The sequence below is a fragment of the Rhodococcus sp. 06-418-5 genome, from assembly GCF_002258285.1.
GTDB lineage: Bacteria > Actinomycetota > Actinomycetes > Mycobacteriales > Mycobacteriaceae > Rhodococcoides.
Window position 1 is genome coordinate 67,688 of record NZ_NOYE01000003.1, and the last position, 18,010, is coordinate 85,697.

The window sequence follows — 18,010 nt, forward strand, 5'->3', positions numbered from 1 at the left end:
CTACGCGAGATGGGGTGGGGGATCAGCCGAACGGGATCTGGCCGAGGACGATGCCGACGGCAAGCATCGCGAGGGAGACGACCACCGCTCGCCACAGCACCTTCTTGTGGTGATCGGCCAGTGACACTCCGGCGAGGGTGACCAGCAGCAGGATGGCCGGAACCAGCGGGCTCTGCAGGTGGACGGGCTGACCGGTGATCGAGGCACGGGCCATCTCGACCGGGTCGATGCCGTACTTGCCTGCGGTCTCGGTCAGCACCGGCAGGATGCCGAAGTAGAAGGCGTCGTTGGTCATGAAGAACGTCAGCGGGATGCTCAGGATGCCGGTGATGACGGCCAGGTACGGGCCCATGCCGGACGGAATGACGTTGAGCAGCCACTCCGCCATGGCCTCGACCATGCCGGTGCCCTGGAAGACGCCGGTCAGAATTGCCGCGGCGAGCACCATGGCGACCACCGAGACGATGGACGACGAGTGCCGTGCGATCGCGTCGCCCTGCTCCTTGACCTTGGGGAAGTTGACCGTCAGGGCAATGGAGGCAGCGATCATGAACAGCACCGGGATGGGCAGGATGTCCATGACGAGGATGACGAGGAGGATGACCGTCAGAGCAGCGTTGAACCACAGCAGCTTCGGGCGCAGGGTGTCGCGGTTGGGGTCGAGACCGTCGAAGAACTGACCCGATTCGCCGTCGTCCGATCCGCCGGTGCCTGCACCGCCGGTTGCCTTGCCACCCTTGCGGATACTGCCGCCGCCACCGGAGGCCACCAACTCGGGCTCGTAGATCAGCTTGCCGATGCGTCGGCGCTCCATGATGCCCAGGTGAACGGCGAAGAGCAGCACGATGATCAGGCCGACGATCATGGAAGGAACCATCGGAACGAAGACGTCGGACGGGGAGATGCCGAGAGCGGAAGCAGCGCGAACCGTCGGGCCGCCCCACGGAATGATGTTCATCGTGCCGTTGGCGAGACCGGCGACGACCGTCAGAATGACCGGGCTGACACCGAGTTTGAGATACAGCGGCAACAGGGCGGACGTGACGATGATGAACGTGGTGGAGCCGTCACCGTCGAGCGAGACGACCATGGCCAGAATGGCCGTTCCGACAACGAGTTTCATCGGATCGTTGCGCACCAGGCGCAGAATGCCGCGCACCAGTGGGTCGAACAGTCCGACGTCGATCATGATGCCGAAGAAGATGATGGCGAAGAACAGCAGGGCCGCGGTGGGGGCCAGCGACTTGATGCCGTCGGTGATCATGTCACCGATGCCGAGCCCTGCGCCGGCCAGCAGACCGAAGATGACGGGTACGAGGGTGAGTGCGACGACGGGCGTGGCTCTCTTGGTCAGGATCAAGAACATGAAGGCGGCTACCATGAGGAAGCCGAGTATCACCAACATCGTGCACTCCTTCTCGAATGTGTGAGGTGGGTCCGGTTGGACTGCGTGTGTGACTGAAGTTACGTAACCGGCATCACATGGTCGCCGTTGTGCGCACTACCCGCGCAAGCAACGTAAAGAGCCTTTTGCGCATTGTGCTCGAGCCCGCCCGACGCATAGCCTGAACGAGTGCGATTGAGGACCCAGGTGCTGTTGTTGCAGGCAGCGCTGGTGGCGGTGGCCCTGGCTGTGGCGTTCGGGGTGTTCGCGATCAGCAGCGGCAGGCAGGCGAGCGAGGAGTACGGCGAGCGCGCGCTCGCGGTCGCCCGGACGGTGGCGTCGGACCCGGAGGTGCGCTCGCTCGTCGAGCAGTTCTCGGCAGTCGACACCGCAGGCACCGACGCCGCGCCCGCGGGAGTGCTGGCGGGCGGGGCCTTGCAGCGCGCGGCCGAGGGCGCCCGCACCCGCACCGACGCCCTGTTCGTCGTCATCACCGACGATCGCGGTCTTCGCTTGGCGCACCCCGATCCGACGGTGTTGGGCCAGCGGGTGAGTACCGATCCATCCGGTGCGCTGGCGGGCAACGAGGTGGTCGAGCAGGAGCGCGGCACCCTCGGCGACTCCGTACGCGCGAAAGTGCCTGTGCTGGCGCTCGGTTCGACCGACGTGGTGGTCGGCGAAGTGAGCGTGGGCATATCGACCACGGCCGTGCGTACCGAGCTGGTGAAGGATCTGGTCAACGGCGGGTTGGTGACCGGTGCCGTGCTGTTGCTCGGGCTGGCCGGCTCGACCCTGTTGGCGCGCAGGTGGAAACGACTGACGCTGGGGCTCGAGCCGGAGGAGCTCGCCGAATTGGTGCGTGAACAGGAGGCCGTGCTGCACGGCATCGGCGAGGGCGTGGTCGCCATCGATCCGAACGGCGTCGTCACGGTCGTCAACGACGAAGCGCGCTCGTTGCTCTCGATCGACGGTAAGCCGGGGATGCGGATCGAGGACATCGGTCTGACTCCGAGACTGCTCGAGGTCATCGAATCTCCGACGGCCGAACCCGTACTCGCGGCGGTGAACGAGGTCGTGGTCGTCGCAGCCGCTCGAAAAGTGCTGCGTGACAATCGAAATCTGGGTACGGTGCTGACCGTGCGTGACCGAACGGACGTCGAGACGCTGACGCGTCAACTCGACGCGGTGCAGTCGATGTCCGCCGTACTGCGCGCCCAGCGCCACGAGTTCGCGAACCGAATGCATCTGGTCAGCGGACTGCTGCACGAGGGCCACCCGGATCGTGCGTCGCAGTACATCGACGAAATACTCGGCGTGGGGCCGAGATCGGAAACCGTCGAGGGTATCGATGCCCTCTCCGACGCCTATCTGCGGTCGTTCCTGACCGCGAAAGCCGCGCACGCGCGTGAGAGCGGGGTGCGAATGGTGTTGGGCGAGAACACCTGGGTCGGGGGAGAGGTCGCCGTTCCTGTCGACGTGACGACTGTGCTGGGCAACCTCGTCGACAATGCGATCGATGCTGCCAGGCTGGGAGTCCGCAGGCCCGCCGAGGTGGAAGTGGAACTGGTGCAGGACGGTTCGACCCTGCACATCGTGGTCGTCGATTCCGGCGACGGTGTGGATCTGGAAGTCGATCAGGTGTTCGTGGAGGGAGTCTCGACCAAGTCGACGGCGGACTCACCGGGCGGCCGAGGGGTGGGATTGGCGCTGAGTCGGCAGATCGCACGTACCCGCGGCGGCGACGTGACGCTGGCCGATGTCGGTGGGCAGATCACCGACGAGAACGAACGAGGAGGCGCAGTGTTCATCGCGTCGATCCCGGACGCACTACTGACCGACGAGGTGTCGCAATGAGAGTACTGGTGGTGGACGACGACTTCCGGGTCGCGGATCTACATGCGGCACTGGTGAATTCGCTAGCCGACTACGAGGTGGCCGCGGTGGCGACGAGCATCGCCCAGGCGCGGGAGTTGGCGTCGACGCAGGCGTTCGATCTGGCGCTGGTCGACGTCTATCTGCCCGACGGATCGGGAATCGACCTGGTACGCGAACTCGAGTGCGACGCCGTGGTGCTCTCCGCCGCGGCGGATCAGCAGACCGTTCGATCGGCGTTGGCCGCGGGTGCCTGGACGTATCTGATCAAACCGTTTCCGCGCTCGGCGTTGGTCGATCGCCTCACCGGATACCGGACGTACCGCGGCGCTCTCGACCGTTCGGACGAGCTGAGCCAGGCCGACATCGACAGCGGACTCGACGCGTTGCGCCCGCGCGCGGCGGCACCGCTGCCGTCCTCGCAGTCCGTCACCCGTGATCTGGTGCTCGACGCCGTGCGCGCGACCGCCGATCCGATGTCCGCGGGTGAAGTTGCTGCGGCCATCGGCATTTCACGTGCGACCGCGCAGCGTTACCTGGCCACCCTCGTGTCCAAGGGGCGACTGCGTATGCAGCTGCGCTATGGGTCGACCGGCAGGCCGGAGCAGGAGTACTCGTTACCGCCGGGAGCGTGAGACCGCCACGACCACGGCTCCGACCACGGAGATCGCCGCGGTGACCAGAGCTGCGGTGTTCCACCCTTCGGTCAGCGCAGTCGTGCTGTGGCTGCTGATCGATTGGGTCATTCCGCGGGCTCCACTGCCCGCAAATTGGGTCATTCCGCGGGCTCCACTCCCGCCGGCCGGAACGGCCACCACCGCAACGACGGTGACTCCGATGGCGGAGCCGACGTAGCGCGCGGTGTTGTTGGCACCGCTGCCCATGCCGCCGCGGCCGGTGGGCACGCTGGCCACGGCCTCGCGTCCGAGAGCGGCGTTGAGTACCCCGCTGGCGACTCCTGCCACGAGCAGTCCCGGCAGCAGTCGCGGCCAGGATGCGTTCTCGGACAACCCCGTGAGCATCACCATGCCGATCGCGACGCCGACCAGACCGACGGCAAGTTGCGTCCGACCGCTCATCGATGCGGGCAGCCTGCGGGCGAGCAAGGCGGTGACCACGGACGTGGCCGACCACCCGAACAGCAGCAGGGCGGCACCGAGCGCATCGATACCCAGCGCGGTTCCGAGGAATCCGGGCATGTACGACATCAGGGCGATGATGCCGCCGCCGGTGGCCAGCGCGGCGACCGTGGCGGCCAGAAATGGTGGGTGCCGGAAGAGTGTCAGATCGAGCATCGCAGTGGCACCGCGCAATTCGAGGACAACGAACGCGGACAGCAGCAGGGCCGCGAGGACGAAGAGCACGATCGGAGTGACGGCGATCCAGCCCTGCCTGCCCTCGACCAGCGCGGCCAGCAACGCGGCGACGCCCGTGGCCAACAGCAGCGCACCGACCGGATCGAGGCCACGCGGGGCGTCGGACCTGGATTCTTCGACGAGCACATGCGCGGCGACGGCCAATGCGACCGTGGCAACCGCGAGAACCACGTAGGCCTCCCGCCAACTCGCCCAGCGATCGAGTACGGCGGCGAGCAGCGGGCCGAGAGCGATGCCTGCACCCACGCTCGCGCCCCACACCCCGCTCGCCTTCGCGCGCACCGGACCGGCCGGGTGAGTGTGCGCGATGATCCCCAGGCTCGACGCGATGACGGCCGCGCCGCCGAGACCCTGCAGGATGCGGGCGAGGACGAAGATCAGAGTGTCGGGAGAGACGGCGCAGACGATCGCACCGACGGCCAGGACCGCCGCACCGAGTGCGAAGGTGCGTCGGCGGCCGAAGTCGTCGGCGACGGTACCGGTGGTGAGCAGGGCGGCAGCGAGGCCGATGCTCATCGAACTGAGAATCCAGGTGCGTCCTGCTGCGTCGGACATCAGGTCCGCGGCGGTGCTGTTGATCGTGGCGAGTGGTGCGGTGAACGCCATCAGAGTCAGCAGGGTGCCCAGCGCTGCGATGGTGAGCGCGCGGGTGCTGTTGTCGGTGCTGACGGGCGAGGGTGCAGCGTCGGTCATCGTCGTCCTTTTGGTCTGGTGATCGAACTGTAAACGCCCAATTTGGTTCGGTCAACAGACTGTACTATCGCGTCATGGCACTCGGAATCGACTACGCCCGCCAGGACTGCTCCCTGGCCCGTGCCCTCGAACTCGTCGGCGAGCGATGGACGATGCTCATCGTGCGCGATTGCTTCTTCGGGGTCCGACGCTTCGGTGATTTCCAGGTCCACCTCGACATCTCCAAGGCGGTCCTCGCGCAACGACTCGGCGCACTGGTCGAGGCCGGCCTGCTCGAACGACGAGCCCGCGCCGTCGAGGGCGGACGCGACGACTACGTCCCCACCGCCGCCCTCGAACGACTGTGGCCCGCCGTGTTCGCCCTGAGCTACTGGGGTGAGGAACAGACGGCGAAACCCGCAGGGAAGCGTCGACGATTCCTGCACGCGACCTGCGGAACCGACCTCGGACCGTTGGGGATCTGCCCCGAATGCGGACTCGCGCCCGGTCCGCACGACATCGACACCGATATCGGCCCGGGCTACGACCCCGACACCCGATCCGACGAGGTGTCGATGCACCTGAGGACGCGTCGACGCCTGCTCACGCCTCTGCGGTGAGCGAGGTGCGTCACTCCGGGACGTGAGCCGCGTGCCCGAGTTCACGCAACGCCGCGCGCAGCTTGGTCGCTGCCTCGTCCTGCGACTCCGCCGACGGATTCGGGTCGGCACCGGAGATGTCGAAGTTGCCCATGTCGTATGCCGGAAACACATGCAGATGCAGGTGCGGCACTTCGAGCCCGGCGATCAGCAGTCCGGCGCGGGGAGCGTCGAACGCGGTCCTGACCGCCTGGCCGATGATCTGGGCAACGGCAGTGATCTTCGCGAACGCGGCACCGTCGACGTCCTGCCACTGGTCGATCTCCTCGCGCGGAACCACCAGTGTGTGGCCCTGAGTGACCGGTGCGATCGTCAGAAACGCCACCACGTCGTCGTCCTGCCAGACGAAACGCCCCGGGATTTCGCCGGCGATGATCTTGCTGAAAATGGAAGCCATGGGAACAGGATGCCCTACCCGATTCGACCGGGGCCGTTCCACCGGTCGCGTCTCCCAGGTGATTGCCAGGTTCATCGCAGGGTGGGTCCAGCTCGGGGCCCGATTCTGGTCCACATGACAACGAATTCCCTCGCACGAGCAGGCCAGCGGCCCGGCTCGAACGCCACGGCCACTCTCGAGGTGGTCATCCCGGTATACAACGAAGAGGCGGATCTCGAACAGTGCATTCGTCGTCTACACGAGCATCTGGAAGACCGGATCCCGTTCCGGTCGCGCATCACCATCGCCGACAACGCCAGTACCGACGGCACCCTCGCAGTGGCACACCGGCTGGCCGACGAGATCGAGGGAGTCCGGGTTCATCACCTGGACGAGAAGGGCCGCGGACGGGCACTCAAAGCCGTCTGGCTCGCATCGGACGCCGATGTCGTGGCCTACATGGACGTCGATCTGTCGACCGACCTCAACGCTCTGATGCCGCTGATCGCGCCGTTGATGTCCGGTCACTCGGACCTCGCCATCGGATCACGACTCAACCGATCGTCCCGGGTGGTCCGCGGCGCGAAACGCGAATTCATCTCGCGCAGTTACAATCTCATTCTGCGCACATCGCTGCGCGCACGCTTCTCGGATGCGCAGTGCGGTTTCAAGGCCATGCGCACCGACGTCGCCCGACAGCTGTTGCCGCTCGTCGAGGACACCGGATGGTTCTTCGACACCGAATTGCTCGTCATCGCAGAGAAAGTCGGCCTGCGTATCCACGAGGTGCCCGTCGACTGGGTCGACGACCCGAACAGCAGCGTCAACATCGTCGACACCGCCGTCAAGGACCTGCAGGGATGCTGGCGCGTCGGCCGCGCCCTGGCCACCGGCGTACTGCCGGTCGCCGAACTGCGTCGAAGCCTGGGACGGGAGCCGCTCGTGCCCGGAGTGCCGCACGGAATGATCAGCCAGATGGTGCGATTCGGCATCATCGGCATCGCCAGCACCGTCGCGTACGCGTTGCTGTACCTGGTGCTGCACTCGTTGATCGGCGCGCAGGCCGCGAACTTCTTCGGACTACTGATCACCGCGGTACTCAACACCGCGGCCAACCGCGCCTTCACCTTCGGCGTCCGCGGATCGGACGGCGCAGGCAAGCATCAACTGCAGGGACTGGCGATCTTCGGTTTCGCTCTGCTCGTCACCAGCGGATCGCTCGCGGTACTGCATGCCTGGGTGCCCGATGTGTCTCGGCACGTCGAACTCGCCGTCCTCATCGTCGCCAATCTCGTTGCCACGGTGTGCCGATTCGTCGCACTGCGGTGGGTCTTCCGTAGCTCCACGTCGTCCGATTCCCAGTCCGCCGGTTCGGAGAAGAATCTGTGACGACGACGATCGAACGCCCCGCCGCGGACGCCTCGGCCGCGCCCGTCACCTCCCCGCGATGGGAGTGGATCGGTCTGGTCGCGTTGCTGGTCGGCACCGGCGTCGCCTACATCTGGGGACTCGGTGCCTCGGGTTGGGCCAACTCCTTCTATTCCGCTGCGGTGCAGGCGGGTTCGGTGTCGTGGAAGGCCTTCTTCTTCGGATCCTCCGACGCCGCCAACTCGATCACCGTCGACAAGCCCCCGATGTCGCTGTGGCTGATGTCGTTGTCGGTGCGCATCTTCGGCCTCAACACCTGGGCGATGCTGGTGCCGCAGGCGCTCCTCGGAGTCGCATCGGTGGCCCTGCTGCGCGCCACCGTCAAGCGTCGCTTCGGTGGCGCGGCCGGTCTGCTCGCAGGCCTGGTGCTGGCCGTGACTCCGGTCGCCGCACTGATGTTCCGGTTCAACAATCCCGACGCGCTGCTCGTGCTGCTGATGATCGCATCGGTGTGGGCACTGCTGCGCGGCGTCGAGACCGGAAAGACCAAGTGGCTGTTGATCACCGGCATGTTCGTCGGATTCGGCTTCCTCACCAAGCAGCTCCAGGTGATGCTCGTCGTACCGCCGCTGGCGTTGACCTACCTGATCGCCGGACCGCCGAAGTTTCTCACCCGGCTGATGCAGTTGTTCGGTGCACTCGGCGCGATGATCGTCTCGGCCGGATGGTGGATTCTGATCGTGGAATTCTGGCCGGCGTCGTCGCGGCCGTGGGTCGGCGGTTCGCAGAACAATTCGATCCTCGAACTCACGCTCGGCTACAACGGATTCGGTCGGCTCAGCGGTGACGAAACCGGAAGTGTCACCCCCGGCCGCGGCGGTATGGGCGGGGGTATGGGTGCCGACATGGCCGGGGGAATGCCCGGGGGCATGCCCGGTGGTATCTGGGGAGAGACCGGCATCCTCCGCATGTTCGACGCCTCCCAGGGCGGCCAGATCGCCTGGCTTCTCCCGGCCGCGTTGATCCTGTCCGTGGTCGGACTCGTGTTGCGCGGCAGAGCACCTCGAACCGACGGGCAGCGTGCGTCGCTGATCGTGTGGGGATCGTGGTTGCTCGTGACGGGGCTGACGTTCAGTTTCATGGCCGGAATCTTCCACGCGTACTACACCGTTGCTCTCGCACCTGCCGTCGCCGCACTGATCGGCATCGGCAGCGTGGTGCTGTGGCGTCGACGCGACACGTACTGGGTACGCATCGCGATGGCCGCCGCCGTGGCGTCCACCGTGGCGATGGCGTGGGTGTTGTTGCGCCGCAGTGAGAGTTTCGTGCCGTGGTTGAAGTGGGCGATTCTCGTGGTCGGAGTTGTGGCCGTCGTGACGCTGCTCGTACCCGCGCTGACCCGGGGCAGGCTGGCGGCGGCGTCGATCCTGGCGGTGATGTTCGCCGGACTCGCCGGGCCGACGGCCTACGCGGTCGACACGATCGGTACTTCGCACACCGGCGCCATCGTCTCGGCCGGCCCGAACACCGGTATGCGCGGGTTCGGCGGTATGGGCGAGGGCCGTCGCGGTCAGGGCGGTATGCCGGGCGGAATGCAGTTGCCGGCAGGCGTCCAGCTACCGGCCGGGATGCAGCCACCGGCGGGATTCCCGGGACAGGCCGGTGCTCCCGGCCAGATGCCGGGTGGTGCCGAGATGGGCGGCATGGGCGGCGCAATGGGCGGTCTTCTCGAGGGCAGCAAGCCGACCACCGCGATCACCGAGATGCTCGAGCAGGACGCCGACTCCTACACCTGGGTGGCAGCGGCCATCGGAGCCAACACGGCGGCCGGCTATCAATTGGCCACCGAGGAGCCCGTCATGCCCGTCGGCGGGTTCAACGGCACCGACCCGTCCCCGACTCTCGCCGAGTTCCAGCAGTACGTCGCCGAGGGACAGATCCACTACTTCATCGGCGGTGGAGGGATGCCGGGAATGGAGTCGGGTACCTCGGCGGAGATCTCCGCCTGGGTCACCGAGAACTTCACCGCGACCACGGTCGACAACGTGACGTTCTACGACCTCACGCAGTAACACCGAACCACCACGAAAGAGCCCCGCACCATGACAGGTGCGGGGCGCTTTCGCGTCGAGCAGATAGTCTGATGCACTGTGCGCGTACTAGTCATTGGTTCCGGTGCTCGTGAGCACGCCCTTCTACTTGCGTTGAAGGCCGATCCGTCGGTCGAGAAGCTGTTCGTGGCTCCCGGCAACGCAGGCACCGCGAAGCTCGCCGAGCAGCACGTGGTCGACGTCGCTTCCGGTGAGGCGGTGACCGCGCTGGCGAAGAAACTCGACGCCGACCTGGTCGTCATCGGACCGGAGGTGCCCCTGGTCCTCGGTGTGGCCGACGCACTCCGCGAGGCAGGCATCGCCGCATTCGGACCGTCCGCCGACGCCGCTCGCATCGAGGGATCCAAGGCCTTCGCCAAGGACGTGATGGCAGCAGCAGGTGTCCGCACCGCGCACAGCGAAATCGTCGACTCACCCGCCCTGCTCGACGCAGCCCTCGACCGCTTCGGCCCCAACTGGGTGGTCAAGGACGACGGCCTGGCTGCAGGCAAGGGAGTTGTCGTCACCACCGACCGCCTCGTCGCGCGCGATCACGCTGCCGAACTCCTCGAGAACGGCCACCCGGTGCTGCTCGAATCGTTCCTCGACGGACCCGAGGTGTCCCTGTTCTGCCTCGTCGACGGGGAGACCGTGGTGCCTCTGCTGCCCGCGCAGGACCACAAACGCGTCGGCGACGGCGACACCGGGCCCAATACCGGCGGCATGGGCGCATACACCCCGCTGCCGTGGTTGCCCGAGGGCGCAGTCGAGGAGATCGTCCGTGACGTCGTGAAACCCGTTGCCGCCGAGATGGTGCAGCGTGGCGTGCCGTTCTCCGGTCTGCTGTACGCCGGTCTGGCGATGGGTGCCGACGGCCCGGCGGTCGTCGAATTCAACTGCCGCTTCGGTGATCCCGAGACCCAGGCGGTGCTGGCGCTGCTCGATTCCCCTCTCGGTGAGGTGCTGAACGCGACGGCGACCGGCACGCTTGCCTCACTGCCGCCGTTGCGCTGGAAGGACGGTGCGGCCGTCACCGTCGTCATCGCCGCCGAGAACTACCCCGGTCGACCGCGCACCGGTGACGAGATCCTCGGCTCCGACGGGGAAGGCGTGCTGCACGCAGGCACCGCGGTGAAGGACGGCGCAGTCGTCTCCGCGGGCGGACGCGTGCTGAGCGTGGTCGGCACCGGATTCGACCTCACCGCCGCCCGCGACGACGCATACTCCCGTATCGCGGGAATCCGATTGCCGGGCAGTCACTTCCGCACCGACATCGGCCTGGCTGCGGTGGAGGGTCGCATCTCGCTGTAGGTGCGCCGCGTCGGCCGGGTTTGTCGAGGCCGGTCGTCGGGGGCAAACGCGCGCGCATTTGTCGGATGCGAGCGGAATCGCCTCCGAAACGACGCGATTTTGCGCGCACATGGCACATGCGCGCGCGTTTGCGAAGGCGTGAGGTACCGAGCGTCCCGGGATCAGTAGGGTCGAAACAATGCACAGTGAATCCCAGCGATCGATGGTCGAGCCGTTCCACGTGATGGATGTGTTCGCCGCGGCGGCCGAGCGGGCACGCACTCACGGCGACGTGCTCTCGCTTGCTGCAGGTCAGCCCTCGACGCGAGCGCCCGAGCCGGTACGGCGCGCCACCCGCGAGGCCCTGGACGCGCAGCTGCTCGGGTACACCGAGACGCTGGGCATTCTGCCGCTGCGTCGCGCGATTGCCGAGTACCACAGCGCGCGGTACGGCATCTCCGTCGACGCCGACGACGTGGTGATCACGACCGGGTCGTCGGGCGCATTCACGTTGCTGTTCCTCGCTGCGTTCGACGCGGGGGACACGGTCGTCATGGCCAGGCCGGGTTATCCGGCGTATCGAAACACGTTGGCGGCGTTGGGCTGTCGCGTCGTCGAACTGGATTGCGTCGACGAGACGCGGTTCCAACCGGCCGTCGCCATGCTCGAGGAACTGCCCGAGCCGCCCGCCGGGCTCATCATCGCGAGCCCGGCCAACCCCACCGGCACGATCATCGACCCCGACGAGCTCGCCGCGATCGCGCGCTGGTGCGACGAGCACGGAACTCTGCTGATCTCGGACGAGATCTACCACGGCATCGCCTACGGGGACGCGCGGACGTCCAGCGCCTGGGAGACCTCCAAGGAATCCGTCGCCATCGGATCGGTGTCGAAGTACTTCTCGATGACCGGATGGCGGCTGGGCTGGATGCTGCTGCCGACGCGTTTGCGCAGAGCCGTCGAACGATTGGCGTCGAACATGACGGTCTGCCCACCGGCGATCTCCCAGGTTGCCGCCATCGCGGCGTTCACCGAGGAGTCCCGCATCGAGCTGGATTCACATGTCGAGCGCTACGCCGTCAACCGCCGCATTCTGCTCGACGGCTTGCCGGCCATGGGGATCACCGACCTCGCACCGGCCGATGGTGCCTTCTACGTGTACGCCGACATCGCGCACCTGACCGACGATTCGCGAAGTTGGTGTGCGCGAGTGCTGTCCGAGACCGGGGTCGCATTGGCACCGGGCATCGATTTCGACACCGTACGCGGGAACCACACCGTGCGATTCTCGTTCGCAGGCACCACGGCCGACGTCGAGGAGGCGTTGGAGCGCCTTCGTCGCATGTGAGTGTTTCCTCGTAGCAGGTTACGAGGCAGGAGGGGGAGCCTGCGGAACGACGGGACGGCACGGGGCTCACATGCGGCGCAGCCGCTCCAGCGCCTCCGCGATATCGGCGGCATCGACGTCGCGGTGGGTCACGAAACGCACCTTGCCCGCGACGGTCACCGCGGCGATACCCGACTCGGCCAACTCGGTGACCGTCGATGCCGGGTCGGGAACCGTTGCGAGAACGATGTTCGTCTCCGGCTCGGTCACCTCCCAACCACGCTCGCGCAAACCGGACGCGAGGGTCGATGCGTTGGCGTGATCGACGGCCAGATCACCGATCCGATCCAACGCCACGAGCCCGGCCGCAGCCAGGATGCCGCCCTGACGGACGCCGCCGCCCAACATCTTTCGTACACGCCGAGCGTCGTGAATCCTCGCGGAATCCGAGACCAACATCGAACCGACCGGCGCGCCGAGGCCCTTGCTCAGGCACACCTGCACCGTGTCCGCACCGGCAGCGAGCGAGGCGATCGGAACATCCAGGGCCACAGCGGCATTCCACAGTCGCGCCCCGTCGAGGTGCACCTTCAGCCCGCAATCACGTCCGGCGGCAACGAGATCCGACCACTCGTCCGGTCCGAACACGGTACCGCCTGCGAAATTGTGGGTGTTCTCGAGCGACAGCAGCGTGGTCCGCAGCGCGAAGTACGGTCCGTCGCCGCCGGCTTTCGCGCGCACCGTCGACGCGAGGGGACGGCCGGGCCCACCGTCGTGGGGGAGGGCGTCGGGCATTCCGCCCGCCAACCATGCGGCGGTACCGAGCTCGGACCCCAGCACATGGGCGTGCTCGGGTGCCAGGAATCGATCGCCGCGCTGCAGATGCAGCATCAGCGCGATGATGTTGCCCATCGACCCCGACGGCACCCACAGTGCCGCCTCGAATCCGAGCAGACCTGCGACGGCTTCTTCCAGTGCCGCCATCGTCGGATCGTGATCGAGGACGTCGTCGCCCACTTCGGCGTCGGCCATGGCTTTTCGCATGACCGAATCGGGTCGGGTGATGGTGTCGGAGCGGAGGTCGATCGTTCGATGTGCCACGAATACTGACAATTCCATAGCGCGAAAGCAGTCCGACGAACGGCCTCGAGCTGGCACGATGACTTGAATGTCCGCAGGTCCGACCGAGTCGCAGCACAAGGTGTCGGGTGCGACTCCGAAGGGGGTGCGCCGCCGGCAGGCACTGGCGTCGGCCGCTGCGGACCTTCTCGTCGAAGGCGGATTCGACGCGGTGCGGCACCGTTCCGTGGCCGCACGAGCCGGGCTCCCTCTTGCGTCGACCACCTACTATTTCGAGTCCCTCGGAGACCTGGTGGCCGCGGCGGTCGACGTCGTGGGCACCCGTGAGATCGATGTGATGCGCGGCCGCATCGAGGACGAGGGCAAGTGCTCGAACGAAATGGAGTCGACGGTCGACCTCATCGTCGACCTGCTGATCGGACCCCAGGACGGACACGAGCAGCTGATCGCGAGATACGAACGCTTCATCGCCTCGGCACGCCATCCCGAGCTGCGAGAGGTTCAGCTGCGCCTACGCGCCCAGATCGACGACCTGCTCACCGACGTCCTGCGCCGGTCGGGTCGGACCGTGCAGGAAGAGCAGCTTCGACGACTCGTGGCGGTGGTGGACGGAGCCGTGGTGGGCGCGCTCAGCGAAGTGGACCCCGACCCCCGCCACATGGCCCGAAGCATGTTGCTGGCCGTCATCGACATCGTCGCACCGGCGGAACAGGTGCCGGCGGACTGACTGCTACCGAGCCGAGATGTTCGGCCCCGACTCGGCCCGGTCGGTCTCGCCGGAGTCTGCGTCGATCGGTGGCACCTCGCACACGCCGTCCGTGCAGACGAGGCCGTGGTCGTCGCCGACGATCTCCAGAGGACCGCTCATGAGCCGGCAGCGGCTTTCTGCAGGACGTCGGCGAACACCGACGGGTCCTGCGCGCCGGACACACCGAACCGTCCGTCGATCACGAAGAACGGCACACCGCTGATTCCGTAGGCGATGGCCTGCTCCTTGTCCGCGCGCACCGCCGGCAGGAATTCCTCGGACTTCAGCGCCTCGACCACCTCGTCACGGTCGAGGCCGACCTCCGTGGCCAGGTCGGCGAGGTCATCGGTGCGGCCGACATGGCGCCCCTCCTCGAAATAGGCCGCCAGCAGGCGCTCCTTCATCTCGACCTGCTTGCCCTTCGACTTGGCGAAATGCAGCAGCTCGTGCGCCTTGACTGTATTGGTGTGCTGCAGGGCGTCGAAGTCGTACGCGAGCCCCTCGCCTGCGGCCAGCTCGGTCATCTGCCCCAACATCTGCGTGACCTGGGCGGCCGGCATGCCTTTGTGGGAGACGAGAAAATCGACCTCGCTGCCGTCGAAGTCGACCGGTGTGTCGGGTGCCAGCTCGAACGAGTGGAACTCCACCTCGAGCGTCCCACCCCCGGCGGTGAATTCCGCGGCACCTGCCTCGAAACGGCGCTTACCGACGAAGCACCACGGGCATGCGATATCGGACCAGATGTCGACCTTCACTGTTCGGCTCACGACGCCTCCAACAGCGGAACGCGCTGCGGTTATTCCACGCGGCGTCGACTGACGAACGAGACGCGTGCACGAACGCGGGCGGTCGGTGGTGCAGTCCTCTACGAAAGAGTGCGGTCGTCTTCCGAGGCCGACAACTGCGCCACGTAAGCTGGGTGCTCGTGAGCATCCCGAATGTCCTGGCCACCCGTTACGCGAGTCCCGAACTGGTGGAGCTGTGGTCTCCGGAGCACAAGATCGCCCTGGAACGCCAACTGTGGATCGCTGTGCTGCGCGCGCAGTCTTCCCTGGGAGTCGACGTACCCAACGCTGCGATTGCCGACTACGAAGCCGTCGTGGACCAGGTCGATCTCGCGTCCATCGCCGAGCGTGAGCGCGTCACCCGGCACGACGTGAAGGCACGCATCGAGGAGTTCAACGCCCTCGCCGGCCACGAGCACATCCACAAGGGTCTCACCAGCCGCGACCTCACCGAGAACGTCGAGCAACTGCAGATTCTGCGTTCACTCGAACACGTGCACGCGCACGGTGTCGCCGTCGCGAAACGGTTGGCCGAGCGCGCTGCCGAATACTCCTCCCTGGTGATGGCCGGCCGCAGCCACAACGTCGCAGCTCAGGCCACGACGCTGGGCAAGCGTTTCGCGTCCGCGGCGGACGAGCTGCTGCTGGCTCTGGCCCGGGTGCAGGAGCTGATCGCTCGTTATCCGCTCCGCGGAATCAAGGGGCCGATGGGCACCTCGCAGGACATGCTCGATCTCTTCGGCGGCGACTCCGCCAAGCTCGTTGCGCTCGAACGCATCGTCGCCGACCACCTCGGTTTCCGGCACACGCTCACCAGTGTCGGCCAGGTCTACCCCCGTTCGCTCGACCACGAGGTCGTCTCCGCGCTGGTCCAGATCGGTGCCGGACCGTCCTCGTTCGCCCACACCGTTCGCCTGATGGCGGGCCACGAACTCGTCACCGAGGGCTTCCAGGCGGGACAGGTCGGCTCGTCGGCGATGCCGCACAAGATGAACACTCGCTCGTGCGAACGCGTCAACGGCCTGCAGGTGGTGCTGCGCGGCTACGGCTCGATGGCCGCCGAGCTCGCCGGAGCGCAGTGGAACGAGGGCGACGTCTTCTGTTCCGTCGTGCGCCGCGTGGCGCTGCCCGACGCCTTCTTCGCCATCGACGGACTCATCGAGACATTCCTGACGGTGCTCGACGAATTCGGCGCGTACCCGGCCGTCATCGCCAAGGAACTCGACCGCTACCTGCCGTTCCTCGCGACGACCAAGGTGCTGATGGCTGCCGTGCGCGCGGGCGTCGGACGCGAAACCGCACACGAGGCGATCAAAGAACACGCCGTCGCGGTGGCGCTGGCCATGCGTGAGCAGGGACTGGAACCGGACCTGCTCGACCGTCTGGCCGCCGACGATCGCCTGCCCCTCGATCGCGCTGCCCTCGATGCGGCGCTGGCCGACAAGACGGCCTTCATCGGGGCGGCCGATGCCCAGGTCGCTGCCGTCGTCTCGGCAGTGGAGCGGCTGATCGCGAAGTTCCCGGCCGGGGCGTCGTACACGCCGTCGCCGATTCTGTAGTCAGGAGAGGACGTCGGGCAGGTCGGCGACCGAGTCGATCACGTGGTCGGGTTCCATCGCGAACTCGTCCGTGATGCGTCGATCGAGCATGTCCTGACGGAACTTTCCGGTGCGCACGAGCACTCCCGTCATCCCGACGACCTGGGCGGCGAGTACGTCGTTGTCGAGATCGTCCCCGACCATGACGACGTCGTCCGGGTCGACGCCCATTCGCTCGGACGCCGTCCGGAATCCCAGTGGTGCAGGTTTACCGATGGCCTTCGCGGTGTGCCCCGACGCCTGCTCCATACCGCCGAGGTACATGCCGGTGTCGATGCGCAGCCCGGCACCGGTGCTCCACATCAGCGATCGATGCATCGCAACGACGGGTATGCCTCGGCACAGCCAGTCGTAGACGCGGCTGAGCCGCTCGTGCGTGAACTCCGGGCCTGCGCCGCCGACGACCACGACATCGGGATCATCGGACGTCTCGTCGACGAACTCGATTCCCGGCATGTCGCCTGCGATCTCGCCGTTGTTGATCAGCACCACCCGCGCGTCGGGATAGTTCTCCCGGAGATGGTCCGCAGTGAGTGACGCGGCCGTGACGATTTCGTCCGAGTGCACGTCCAGCCCCACCTCGCGCAGTGCCGTAGCGATCTGCTCACGCGTCTTCGACGTCGTATTGGTCAGAAACGCGCGCGCAATGTCCTTGCTGTCCAGGTACTTCAGAGTGTCCGCTGCCCCTGGCACCGCCTGCCACGACGACACCAGGACGCCGTCGATGTCGAAGAGAACCCCGCCGATGCTCATCGGCAAACAGTAGTCTTCGGGTCCGGGCCCCGCAGCGTCAGCAGTCGAGCGCCTACGCTCGGTGGCTGTGAACCCCTACACGATTTTCGCCGAGATCATTGCCGGTACGGCCGAGGCGTCGCGCGTCCACGAGGACGAGACAGCGGTTGCGTTCATGGACATTCGCCCGCTCACCAGCGGACATGTGTTGGTGGTGCCCCGGCAGCAGTTCCGGACATTGGCGGAGTTGCCACCCGAAATCGGGGCGCACCTGTTCGTGGTGGGGCAGAAGGTGGCCGCCGCTGTGCGAGCGAGCAACCCGCGTGTCGCGGGCGTCAACTTCTTTCTCGCCGACGGCACGGTGGCCGGTCAGGAAATCTTCCACGTGCACCTGCACGTCATCCCCCGCATGATCGGCGACGGCTTCGGCCTCCGTGCTCGACCGTCGTCGCCGCAGCGATCCGAACTGGACAGGCAGGCCGCCGAGATCGCCGCTGCACTGTAGAGCGAGGCGCATCACGGGACCACCGGCGGATGGGCACCGGTGGTCCCGTGTGTGGTCGTGTCTGCTACTCGGCGCTGACCTTCTTCGCCCTGGACAGTCCGTCGGGGGTCTGCCGGTCCGATGTCCTGGGCGGGTGGTGCAGGTCCGA

Annotated in this window: 17 protein-coding genes; 10 read left to right on the forward strand and 7 right to left on the reverse strand. The window is 66.7% G+C overall.

Annotated elements, in window-relative coordinates; genetic code table 11:
- Positions 1 to 22 precede the first annotated feature (22 nt).
- The gene (locus CH274_RS00810; RefSeq protein ID WP_032395959.1) at positions 23 to 1,405 is read right to left on the reverse strand and encodes a CitMHS family transporter; all 1,383 of its coding nucleotides are present in this window, start codon (positions 1,403 to 1,405) and stop codon (positions 23 to 25) included.
- 168 nt (positions 1,406 to 1,573) lie between these two features.
- Between CH274_RS00810 and CH274_RS00815 the strand changes: the two genes are divergently transcribed.
- Entirely contained in the window at positions 1,574 to 3,238 is a 1,665-nt protein-coding gene (locus CH274_RS00815) for a sensor histidine kinase (protein WP_094630418.1), read from the forward strand.
- Complete coding sequence (locus CH274_RS00820; RefSeq protein WP_094645751.1) at positions 3,235 to 3,891, forward strand: response regulator; 657 nt, start codon at positions 3,235 to 3,237, stop codon at positions 3,889 to 3,891. The genes CH274_RS00815 and CH274_RS00820 overlap by 4 nt, the downstream gene beginning before the upstream one ends.
- Here CH274_RS00820 and CH274_RS00825 read toward each other — a convergent pair.
- Positions 3,874 to 5,325, reverse strand: a complete 1,452-nt coding sequence (locus CH274_RS00825) for an MFS transporter (protein WP_094656530.1) — start codon at positions 5,323 to 5,325, stop codon at positions 3,874 to 3,876. The two genes, CH274_RS00820 and CH274_RS00825, sit on opposite strands and share 18 nt — an antisense overlap.
- A gap of 74 nt (positions 5,326 to 5,399) precedes the next feature.
- Between CH274_RS00825 and CH274_RS00830 the strand changes: the two genes are divergently transcribed.
- Complete coding sequence (locus tag CH274_RS00830) at positions 5,400 to 5,924, forward strand: winged helix-turn-helix transcriptional regulator (RefSeq protein ID WP_094656531.1); 525 nt, start codon at positions 5,400 to 5,402, stop codon at positions 5,922 to 5,924.
- A 10-nt stretch (positions 5,925 to 5,934) separates the two neighbouring features.
- On the opposite strand, the gene CH274_RS00835 is transcribed toward CH274_RS00830, so the two are convergent.
- Positions 5,935 to 6,360, reverse strand: a complete 426-nt coding sequence (locus CH274_RS00835; RefSeq protein WP_094656532.1) for an HIT family protein — start codon at positions 6,358 to 6,360, stop codon at positions 5,935 to 5,937.
- 114 nt (positions 6,361 to 6,474) lie between these two features.
- Between CH274_RS00835 and CH274_RS00840 the strand changes: the two genes are divergently transcribed.
- From CH274_RS00840 to CH274_RS00855, 4 genes are all read left to right on the forward strand, one after another.
- Positions 6,475 to 7,728, forward strand: coding sequence for a bifunctional glycosyltransferase family 2/GtrA family protein (locus tag CH274_RS00840; protein WP_032395953.1), 1,254 nt, complete (start codon positions 6,475 to 6,477; stop codon positions 7,726 to 7,728).
- Positions 7,725 to 9,779, forward strand: a complete 2,055-nt coding sequence (locus CH274_RS00845) for an ArnT family glycosyltransferase (protein WP_094656533.1) — start codon at positions 7,725 to 7,727, stop codon at positions 9,777 to 9,779. Before CH274_RS00840 ends, CH274_RS00845 begins: the two co-directional genes overlap by 4 nt.
- A 78-nt stretch (positions 9,780 to 9,857) precedes the next feature.
- Entirely contained in the window at positions 9,858 to 11,108 is a 1,251-nt protein-coding gene (gene purD / locus CH274_RS00850; protein ID WP_094645746.1) for a phosphoribosylamine--glycine ligase, read from the forward strand.
- Positions 11,109 to 11,286: 178 nt separating this feature from the next.
- Positions 11,287 to 12,435: a pyridoxal phosphate-dependent aminotransferase gene (locus tag CH274_RS00855; RefSeq protein WP_094656534.1), complete on the forward strand. Its 1,149-nt coding sequence runs from the start codon at positions 11,287 to 11,289 to the stop codon at positions 12,433 to 12,435.
- A gap of 66 nt (positions 12,436 to 12,501) precedes the next feature.
- Here CH274_RS00855 and CH274_RS00860 read toward each other — a convergent pair whose 3' ends face one another.
- Positions 12,502 to 13,515, reverse strand: coding sequence for a GntG family PLP-dependent aldolase (locus CH274_RS00860; protein WP_256993445.1), 1,014 nt, complete (start codon positions 13,513 to 13,515; stop codon positions 12,502 to 12,504).
- 67 nt (positions 13,516 to 13,582) lie between these two features.
- Here CH274_RS00860 and CH274_RS00865 point away from each other — a divergent pair, with 67 nt between their 5' ends.
- Positions 13,583 to 14,221, forward strand: a complete 639-nt coding sequence (locus CH274_RS00865; RefSeq protein ID WP_045196709.1) for a TetR/AcrR family transcriptional regulator — start codon at positions 13,583 to 13,585, stop codon at positions 14,219 to 14,221.
- Positions 14,222 to 14,224: 3 nt separating this feature from the next.
- Here CH274_RS00865 and CH274_RS29015 read toward each other — a convergent pair whose 3' ends face one another.
- Positions 14,225 to 14,362 carry a hypothetical protein gene (locus tag CH274_RS29015; RefSeq protein WP_176459131.1) on the reverse strand — a complete coding sequence of 46 codons (138 nt, stop codon included), beginning with the start codon at positions 14,360 to 14,362 and terminating at the stop codon, positions 14,225 to 14,227.
- Positions 14,359 to 15,009: a DsbA family oxidoreductase gene (locus CH274_RS00870; protein WP_094630428.1), complete on the reverse strand. Its 651-nt coding sequence runs from the start codon at positions 15,007 to 15,009 to the stop codon at positions 14,359 to 14,361. Before CH274_RS00870 ends, CH274_RS29015 begins: the two co-directional genes overlap by 4 nt.
- Before the next feature lie 158 nt (positions 15,010 to 15,167).
- On the opposite strand from CH274_RS00870, the gene purB reads away from it, so the two are divergent.
- Entirely contained in the window at positions 15,168 to 16,586 is a 1,419-nt protein-coding gene (gene purB / locus CH274_RS00875; RefSeq protein ID WP_045200318.1) for an adenylosuccinate lyase, read from the forward strand.
- Here the strand turns inward: purB and CH274_RS00880 are convergent, their stop codons facing one another.
- On the reverse strand, positions 16,587 to 17,378 hold the full coding sequence (locus tag CH274_RS00880) for an HAD-IIA family hydrolase (RefSeq protein WP_094656536.1): 792 nt from the start codon (positions 17,376 to 17,378) through the stop codon (positions 16,587 to 16,589).
- A gap of 67 nt (positions 17,379 to 17,445) precedes the next feature.
- On the opposite strand from CH274_RS00880, the gene CH274_RS00885 reads away from it, so the two are divergent.
- Positions 17,446 to 17,862 (forward strand): HIT family protein, encoded by a 417-nt coding sequence (locus CH274_RS00885; RefSeq protein WP_094656537.1) that lies wholly within the window; start codon positions 17,446 to 17,448, stop codon positions 17,860 to 17,862.
- Positions 17,863 to 18,010: the final 148 nt, after the last annotated feature.